Annotated in this window: 9 protein-coding genes, 1 tRNA gene and 1 pseudogene; 4 read left to right on the plus strand and 7 right to left on the minus strand. The window is 66.7% G+C overall.

The window, feature by feature from the left end; translation table 11 throughout:
* Both AC2VOG_RS17660 and AC2VOG_RS17665 read right to left on the minus strand, forming a co-directional pair.
* A pseudogene (locus AC2VOG_RS17660) lies at positions 1–1,456 on the minus strand (3-oxoacyl-ACP synthase); the annotation flags it as partial.
* 435 nt (positions 1,457–1,891) lie between these two features.
* A complete protein-coding gene (locus AC2VOG_RS17665) occupies positions 1,892–2,602 on the minus strand; it encodes a DUF1906 domain-containing protein (RefSeq protein WP_486941145.1) in 711 nt (236 codons plus the stop codon).
* 119 nt (positions 2,603–2,721) lie between these two features.
* On the opposite strand from AC2VOG_RS17665, the gene AC2VOG_RS17670 reads away from it, so the two are divergent.
* Positions 2,722–3,978, plus strand: coding sequence for an MFS transporter (locus AC2VOG_RS17670; protein ID WP_486941146.1), 1,257 nt, complete (start codon positions 2,722–2,724; stop codon positions 3,976–3,978).
* Between the two features lie 5 nt (positions 3,979–3,983).
* On the opposite strand, the gene AC2VOG_RS17675 is transcribed toward AC2VOG_RS17670, so the two are convergent.
* Entirely contained in the window at positions 3,984–4,367 is a 384-nt protein-coding gene (locus AC2VOG_RS17675) for a DUF732 domain-containing protein (protein ID WP_486941147.1), read from the minus strand.
* A gap of 214 nt (positions 4,368–4,581) precedes the next feature.
* Positions 4,582–4,665: transfer RNA gene (locus tag AC2VOG_RS17680), tRNA-Leu, on the minus strand.
* A 404-nt stretch (positions 4,666–5,069) separates the two neighbouring features.
* Here AC2VOG_RS17680 and AC2VOG_RS17685 point away from each other — a divergent pair.
* From AC2VOG_RS17685 to AC2VOG_RS17695, 3 genes are read left to right on the plus strand one after another with little or no spacing between them, the layout of a single operon-like run.
* The gene (locus tag AC2VOG_RS17685) at positions 5,070–5,474 is read left to right on the plus strand and encodes an LAGLIDADG family homing endonuclease (RefSeq protein WP_486941148.1); all 405 of its coding nucleotides are present in this window, start codon (positions 5,070–5,072) and stop codon (positions 5,472–5,474) included.
* Positions 5,475–5,508: 34 nt separating this feature from the next.
* On the plus strand, positions 5,509–5,880 hold the full coding sequence (locus tag AC2VOG_RS17690; RefSeq protein WP_486941149.1) for a hypothetical protein: 372 nt from the start codon (positions 5,509–5,511) through the stop codon (positions 5,878–5,880).
* Positions 5,877–6,218 carry a DUF3817 domain-containing protein gene (locus tag AC2VOG_RS17695; RefSeq protein ID WP_486941150.1) on the plus strand — a complete coding sequence of 114 codons (342 nt, stop codon included), beginning with the start codon at positions 5,877–5,879 and terminating at the stop codon, positions 6,216–6,218. Before AC2VOG_RS17690 ends, AC2VOG_RS17695 begins: the two co-directional genes overlap by 4 nt.
* Positions 6,219–6,298: 80 nt before the next feature.
* On the opposite strand, the gene rdgB is transcribed toward AC2VOG_RS17695, so the two are convergent.
* From rdgB to AC2VOG_RS17710, 3 genes are read right to left on the minus strand one after another with little or no spacing between them, the layout of a single operon-like run.
* Positions 6,299–6,907: an RdgB/HAM1 family non-canonical purine NTP pyrophosphatase gene (gene rdgB / locus AC2VOG_RS17700; protein ID WP_486941152.1), complete on the minus strand. Its 609-nt coding sequence runs from the start codon at positions 6,905–6,907 to the stop codon at positions 6,299–6,301.
* Positions 6,904–7,683, minus strand: a complete 780-nt coding sequence (gene rph, locus AC2VOG_RS17705; protein WP_486941151.1) for a ribonuclease PH — start codon at positions 7,681–7,683, stop codon at positions 6,904–6,906. Before rph ends, rdgB begins: the two co-directional genes overlap by 4 nt.
* Before the next feature lie 37 nt (positions 7,684–7,720).
* On the minus strand, positions 7,721–8,497 hold the full coding sequence (locus AC2VOG_RS17710; RefSeq protein ID WP_486941153.1) for a cyclic nucleotide-degrading phosphodiesterase: 777 nt from the start codon (positions 8,495–8,497) through the stop codon (positions 7,721–7,723).
* Positions 8,498–8,525: the final 28 nt, after the last annotated feature.

The following is an 8,525-nucleotide window of genomic DNA, read 5'->3' on the forward strand; positions in this document are numbered from 1 at the left end:
GATCCAGGAACAGCGAGTTGAACTGAACGGTGCGGCCCGACTCGAGCAGCGTCGTGAGCTCGGCGACCCGGTCGTTGAAGATCTCCTCGGTGACCTGGCCACCGCCGGCCAGCTCGGACCAGTGCCCGGCGTTGGCGGCGGCGGCGACGATCTTGGCGTCGACGGTGGTCGGGGTCATGCCGGCCAGCAGGATCGGCGAGCGGCCGGTCAGCCGGGTGAACTTGGTGTCGAGCTTGACCCGGCCGTCGGGCAGCGCGACCACCGACGGGGCGTAGCTGGTCCAAGGCCGGGCGACCTCGGGGACGGCACCGATGGTGAACAGGTTGCGCTGTCCACCGCGGGTGGCCACCGGCACGATCCCGACGCCCAGGCCGCGAATCACCGGGGCGGTCAGCCGGGTCAGGATGTCACCGGGTCCCAGATCCAGAATCCAGCGGGCACCCGCGTCGTGCAGCGCGGTGACCTCGTCGACCCAGTCGACCTCGCCCACCAGGATCGAGTCGGCCAGCTGGCGGGTCAGCGCCACATCGAGGCCCACCTTGGCGGCCCACTGCGCGACGATCTCGATGCCGTTGGACAGCCGCGGCGAGTGGAAGCCGACCTCGACCTGGACCGGCTCGAAGACCGGAGCGAAGACCGCGCCGCCGCGCAGCTTGCTCTTGCGCTCGGCAGCCTCCTTCTCGGCGATCTGCTCGCAGTACAGCTCGAATCGAGACAGCTGCTCGGGGGTCCCGGTGATCACCACGGCACGGCGACCGTTGCGGATGGACAGCACCGGAGGAAGCACGGTGCGCACGTCGGTGGCGAACTCGTCCAACAGTTGCCGGATGCGCTCCGGATCGACATTGGTGACCGACACCATCGGCGGGCGGTCACCCAGGACCGAAATGCCCCGGCGGCGGGCCACCAGCGTTCCGGCCGCCCCGATCAGCTGGGCGATCGCGAGCAGCTGCACGTCGCTGGCGCCACCGGCCTTCAGCGACTCGACCGCCAGAATGCCCTGCGAGTGCCCGGCCGCGGCGACCGGCGGGGTGGCCGACAGGTCCAGACCCTGACGCTCCAGCGCCCGCATCGCGGCGATCTGGGTCAGCAGCACCCCCGGCACCGACACCGCCGCCGACGTCAGCTGCTTGTCCGACGGAATGGGGTCCTCGGCCGCCAGCGCCCGGACCCACTGCAGCGGCTCAAATCCGATGGGCCGGACCACAACCAGCTCTTTGGCGATCGGCTCCAGCAGTAGGTCGGCCTCGCCCGCCAAGGTGGCCAGTTCCGTCTCGATGCCGGCCGACGACACCAACTCTTCGAGCGACTCCAACCAGGCGCTGCCCTGTCCACCGAAGGCGACCGCGTACGGCTCGCCGGCCGTCAACCGATCCACCAGAGCGGACGCGGCATTGGCGAAACGCCCCGAGCCTGCACCGTCAGCGGAAACCCGGTCGTGTTCGTGGATCGTCACGTTTTATATCTCCCCTGCCCTGGTTAACGTCGCGTCGTCATCGACGCCCGCCGGGATAGCCGGCCCAACTGCGGGTTCTCGCGTGTTCGCGGCCGCGCTTCAGCTGTAAGAGTGTCATAAGAACCTGTGCCGTTTCCGCAGCAAATTGGTTACTGGTGAGTTCTACGCTCGGGTAACCCGGCCCCGGATATCACGGGGCTCGACAGCGGCTGGAACGATCCGGGACAAACGTCCTGCATGCGCGGGGTTACGGTCGAGTAGCCATAACGACGCAGATCAAGGCTCCATTGTTATCTAATCGTTATGTTTGAATCAGCCAGGCCAACTGGCTTTGGCGGCGCCTGAGGCTCCGAGCTCGAACGAGCCCGGCGATCCCAGCCCTGCGCAGCTCGATCGGGCGCTAGTTTGCTGGACGAACGGCGGACCGGAGCTTCGTCAGGCCCACTGACCGAACTGGGGCGCCAGGATCTCGTTAATGTCCACACCAACGCCGCCGACCGTGCGCCTGTCGATCTCCACCTGATGCAAGTTGGCCGCCGGATGGGCGACACCGCCGGGCGAACCGAAGTTGTGTTGCCAGAAGCAGGAGCCCAGACCGTCCTGCAGCGCCCACTCGATGGTCTTGGAGTTGGCGTAGACACCGGTGCGCTCCGGCCCGACCACCGATTGCCAGCCCCGCAGGTACGGAGCAACTTGCTCTTTGTACTGCTCGAAGGACGGATTGTCGTCGATAGAGGCGTAGATCGGCGCACTGTCCGGGCCGCCGGCCGCCGTGTGCAACTGTGCGCCACGCTTGGCGTGGTCCACACCGGCGTCCTGGCCGCCCAGCCAGTCCGCGGTCGCCTGCTTTCCGAACTGGTAGCAGGAGACGACCGTGAGTCCGTTCTCCTGCAGGTCACGCGCCTCGGCTAGCTGCATCGGCTTGCCGAGCATCCAGTCGGCGCCGGGCCGACGATCCGACACATAGCGGATAGCACCCGCAGCGCCGGACGCCTTGATCGCCTCGGCGGACAAGACACCGGCGGAGTAATCCAGCAGAATGCCCAGCGGCGCCGCCTCGGCGGCCGCGGCGAGCAGCGCCGAAACGCCGGCAGCCGCAGGCACCGCCGCGGCGAGTTTGAACACGTCGCGTCGTGAAATCATCACGCGACACAGACTAAGACAGACTTTGGTGCCGGTTTTGGCCGGTCACCGGCGAAAACCACGCCGAAATCGTGTGCGACCATAGCCCGTGTCCTGCAATTGACAGACAAGGTAGGCCCGAATTGCGTCCCTGGATCGTGTGGGGCACCGGGCTGCTGTCCTATTTGGTGGCAGTGCTGGACCGAACCACCTTCGGGGTCTCGGGCCTCGACGCCGCCGATCGCTTCCACGCCGGCCCGAGCACGCTGTCGTCGTTCGTGATCGTGCAGTTGATCGTCTACGCGGCCATGCAGATTCCGGCCGGAGTGCTGTTGGACCGCTTCGGCCCCCGGGCGATGATCGCCACCGGCGTTCTAGTGCTCTCCGCCGCCCAACTGACGCTGTCGCTGACCCACTCGCTTCCCACCGCGGTCGGTGCGTACGGCGTCATCGGCCTGGGTGACTCGTTCATCTTCATCTCGGTCATCCGACTGCTGCCCAATTGGTTTGCACCCAAGCGTGTTCCGCTGCTCACCCAGCTGACCGGCATCTGCGGTCAGTTCGGCCAGTTCCTCTCGGCGGTGCCGTTCCTAGCAATCCTGCTGCACGGCGGCTGGACGGCCGCCTATCTCTCGGCCGCGGGGCTGGGCCTGTTCGCCGGCATGCTGACACTCGCCGTCACCCGCGACGCCCCGCCGGGAGCGCCGGCCGCAGTGCACGCACGGAGCTTCGGTGACGCGTTCGGTGAGATCAAAACGGTGTGGTCACGGCCGGGGACCAAGGCGGGCTTCTTCACCCACATGGGCAACGCGTTCTCCCCCGGCGTGTTCGCACTGATGTGGGGGGTGCCATACCTGACTACCGCGCAAGGGCTTTCGCGCGGCGTGGCAGGTGCGGCGCTGACGCTGTCGGTGCTGCCCTTCATCGTGGTGGGGCTGCTGGTCGGAACCATCTCCGGGCGTTGGCCGCAACACCGCTCACGCGTGGCGCTGACCATGATGGCACTGATCGCGTTGACCTGGACGGTGCTGTTGGCCATGCCGCGCCCCGCGCCGCATTGGTTGTTGGTGATGCTGATCCTGGTGATCTCGGCGGGTCAGCCGGTGTCGATGCTGGCCTTCGACTTCGCCCGGACCTACAACCCGCCGGCCGCGTTGGGCACCGCGCAAGGCATGGTCAACACCGGCGGCTTCATCGCCACCCTGCTCATCATGCAGGCGATGGGGGTGGTTATCGCAATGACCGGTGGCTATTCATTCGAAGCGTTCCGGCTGGCCTGGATGACGCAGTACATCGTCTGGGCGGTGGCCGCCGTCGGCGTGGTGGTCTACGCACGAAAAGCCCGCGACGCCGAGACGTTCGGCGAAACGCCCATACCTGTGGCCGTGTCCGAGCAATAGGCGCGTCAGGTCGCCGGCTGGTACGGGTCCGGCAGCTGCGGGCAGTAGGCGTGCCGCGCCGCATTGATGATGGCGTGCGCCTCGTCGGGTGACACTTCCAGATTCGCGATGACCGAGACCGGCACCAGCCGGGGCGAATCGCTCAGCGCCACGCAGACCGCGTGGCCCTCTTGCACCATCAGAGTGCGCAGCGGCTCGCACTTGATGCTCCCGCAGATCTGCTTGTCGTAGTCGGGGTGCAGCCCCTGTTCCTGCAGTTCGTCGAAGAACACCTGGTCCTGGTCGGGTTGCGCCATGGCAACCGGTATCGGCGCCAGAACTCCTCCACTGACAATCGCAACGCTGAACGCGCTGGCCACCCACATCTTCATCGCGTTGCACCAATCCACGGACGACTAGATCGTTCATTCTGACACCGTCGGAAGCACCGGTGAGGCGAACTCGAGCGGCCGACGAACCGATTTTGCCTATCACTACCGCCCCGACATCGGCACGTTAGCTGGAAGAGCGCTGAAAGTCCGCTGCCGGTCGCCCCATCACCCGCCGCCGAGAGGCATAAAAACCTGGTTATCACGCTAGCTGGATGGGCCCAGTTCACCTTTGTGCGGGCGGAGGGACTCGAACCCTCACGCTCTTTCGAGCACGGGCACCTAAAGCCCGCATGTCTGCCAATTCCATCACGCCCGCTGGCGTTGGAATCCTACCCGTCCGTCCGCAAGAAATTTCCGTCAGTGTCCCGAACTACGTTGGGATACAACGCGCGGAAAGGCCGGATCATGCGATCTACGGAGGAATTCGACGCTGTGCAGCAACTCATCGCCGCGGGCTTCGACGACTGCGCCATCGCACGACAGACCTCTATTCCGCGGCGCACCGTGTGTCAATGGCGACACCATCCCGAGACTCGGCGCGCTGCAAGACGCAGCCATGATTTCTCTCGCCTGCCCGCAGCTGCCTACTGCTACCTCCTCGGTCTTTACCTTGGGGACGGATGCATCTCCCGGTGCGGTCGAGCGTGGCGTCTCAGGATCACTCTCGATACCGGGTACCCCGGCATCATCGAGCGATGCAGGAAGACGATCGATGCCGTCATGCCAGGGCAACACGCGGCAATGTATCGCCGCTCCGATCATTGTGTCGAGGTCTACCTTTATTCAAACCACTGGCCGTGCCTTTTCCCCCAGCACGGCGCCGGCAAGAAGCATCATCGGCCGATTCGGCTGGAGCCATGGCAGCAAACGCTCGTCGAGCAGGCCACCGAAGAATTCATTCGTGGCCTAATCGACAGCGACGGCTGCAGAGTGGTGGCCAACGACCGCGGTGTGCGAAGCGTCCGGTACCACTTCTCCAACCGCTCCGACGATGTCCGCGGCCTCTTCTGTGCGGCGCTGGATCGTCTCGCGATTCCGTGGACGCAGAACAGCACCTACCAAATCGCGGTCTACCGTAAAGCCGCCACCGCGCGACTCGACGAGTTCGTCGGCCCGAAGGCCTGAAGGCATTCCGGGCCTGGCGCGGTACCGTCATGGGGTGTCCACTACACGGCGTCGGAGACCTGCACTGGTTGTGCTGGTGATCGTCGCCGCCAGCGCGTGCCTGGGGCTGGGCTGGTGGCAGTGGACTCGGTTCCAAGAGGTCAACGGCACCTTCCAGAATCTGGGCTACGCGCTGCAGTGGCCGCTGTTCGCCTGGTTCTGCGTGTACGCCTACCGCAAGTTCGTCCGCTATGAAGAAGAGCCGCCCGAGCTGCACCCCGAAGACACGGTGACCGAGATACCCGCTGGACTGCTGCCGGAGCGGCCCGCGGCCGCTGCTCCCACCGATGACCCCGCGATGCGGGAGTACAACGCCTATTTGGCCGAGCTCTCCGAGAACGCCCGACAGAACAGGAACACCGCATGACCGAGTCCTCCGCCCAGGCCGCTCCCGCCGAGAAGATCCGCAGCGCGCTGCTGCCCTACCGGGTGATGGCGTGGACAACCGGTATCTGGCTGATCGCCCTGTGCTACGAGATCGTGATGCGCTACGTGGTCAAGGTGGACAACCCCCCGACCTGGATCGCTGTGGTGCACGGCTGGGTGTACTTCGCCTACCTGCTGGCCGCTTTCAACCTGGCGGTCAAGGTCCGCTGGCCGCTCGGCAAGACCGTAGGAGTGCTGCTGTCCGGCACTATTCCCCTGCTCGGCATCATCGTCGAACACTTCCAGTCCCGAAACATCAAGGCCCAGTTCAACCTCTGAGGCCTCGCAGCTGCGCCGAGCGTGAAGCTAGCTTCACGCTCGGCAGAGGATTGTCGGCGGCTGAGGCCCCAGCGGCGTCGCTACGCCAGCGAGCGCAGCGCCGGCAAAAGCAACTCCAGCGCTCGGCTGCGGTGCGACGCGGCGTCCTTCTCGGCCGGGCTCAACTGCGCCGCAGTGCGGTCGGTATCGGCCGGCACAAAAACCGGGTCGTAGCCGAATCCGCCGTCGCCGTGCGGTTCTCGGGCGATGCTGCCGGCCCACTCGCCGCGCACCACCACCTGGTGCTCGGGGCCGGCACCCCATACCAGCGCGCACGCGGAGACGAACGCCGCGCCGCGCCGCTCGTCGGGCACGTCGCTCAACTGCGCCAGCAACAGGGCGGTGTTGGCCGCGTCGTCGCCGTGTTTACCCGACCAGCGCGCCGACAGCACCCCCGGCATGCCGTTGAGCGCGGAGACGGTCAGGCCCGAATCATCTGCGACACAAGGCAATCCGGTGGCCGCGTAGCCGTCACGCGCTTTGGCCAGGGCGTTCTCCTCGAACGTCGCCCCGGTTTCGGGCGCCTCGGGATAGGGTGCCACCTCATCGAGGGAGACCAGTTGCACTCCCGAGACGCCGGCGTGCTCCAGCACCCGGCTCAGCTCGGCCAGCTTCTTGCGGTTGCGGCTGGCCACCAGAATGTCGATCAGCTGCCGAACGCCTTCTTCGGCGCCGGCCCCTCCGGCAGCACCCCCGGATACGGCAGTTCCAGCGCTTCGCGCTGCACCACGAACAGCTTCTCGCAGGCGGCCAGCGCCGCATCGAGCATCTTGTCCAGCGTCGAGCGCGGGAAGGTGGCCCCCTCTCCGGTGCCCTGGATCTCCACCAGGGTGCCGGTGTCGGTGGCGACCACGTTCATGTCGACCTCGGCCCGCGAATCCTCTTCGTAGGGAAGATCGACGCGGACCCGGCCGTCGACCACGCCGACGCTGACGGCTGAGATCGCGCACGACAACGGGCGCGGGTCCGACAACTTGCCGGCGGCAGACAGGTAAGTAACCGCATCGGCGAGCGCCACATACGCCCCGGTGATCGCCGCGGTGCGGGTACCGCCGTCGGCCTGCAGTACGTCGCAGTCGATCGCGATGGTGTTCTCCCCCAGCGCGGCCAGGTCGATGCAGGCGCGCAGCGAGCGGCCCACCAGCCGGCTGATCTCCTGGGTTCGCCCGCCCACTCGGCCCTTGACCGATTCGCGGTCCGAGCGGGTGTGGGTAGCGGCCGGCAGCATCGCGTACTCGGCGGTCAGCCAACCGCGGCCGGAACCCTTCCGCCAGCGCGGAACGCCTTCGGTGACGCTGGCCGTGCACATGACCCGGGTGTTGCCGAACTCGACCAGAACCGATCCGGCCGGGTTGGCGGTGAAGCCGCGGGTGATGACGACCGGGCGCAGCTCGTCGTCGAGGCGACCGTCTTCTCGTTTGGACACGCGACAACCCTAACCGCGGACGGCGTCCTGAGTTGTGTCAGGACCGCTTGATGTCGAACGACTCGTCGCACACCACGGCGTGCACCGGGCCATCGAACTCCGCCTTGGCCTCCCCGATCACGTCCTCGCGCGAGGTCCAGGGCGGGATGTGGGTCAGCAGTAGTTGTCCGACACCCGCGGCCGCGGCGATCCGCCCGGCCTCGGTTCCCGACAGGTGCAGGTTGGGTGGGCGGTTGGCCTCATGGGTCCACGACGCCTCACACAAGAACACATCGGCGCCGCGCGCCAATTCGATCACCGCATCGCAAAAGCCGGTATCGGCGCTGTAGACCAACGTCGCGCCGGACGGATCGGTGATCCGCATCCCGTAGGACTCGGTCGGATGCGACACCAAGCCGGGCTGCACACGCAGCTCCCCGAACGTGACCGGCTCACCGTCCGCCCAGGCGCGGACATCGAAGATGTCGGTGATGTCGTCGATCTCCCCGCCGTAGGGCGAGGACGCCGCGCCCATCCGCGACCAGGTGTCGCTCGGCCCGTAGAGCAGGCCCTTATCGAACGGCCTGATCGCCACCGACGGGTGGTAGCGGCGCCAGACAAACAGCCCGGGCAGATCCAAGCAGTGGTCGGCATGCAAGTGCGACAACAGCACATGGACCGACCCCGGATCGACATGGCGTTGCAGGGCGCCGAGGACCCCACCTCCGAAGTCGATTACCAGCGGCGGCGAGTCCGGCGCCTGCAACAGGTATCCCGATGCCGGCGAGTCCGGACCCACCACACTGCCGGAGCAGCCCAGCACGGTCAGTCGCACGTTCCCTACTGTGCCATGTTCGCCGCGA

This window comes from Mycobacterium sp. TH-M11 (assembly GCF_057473725.1).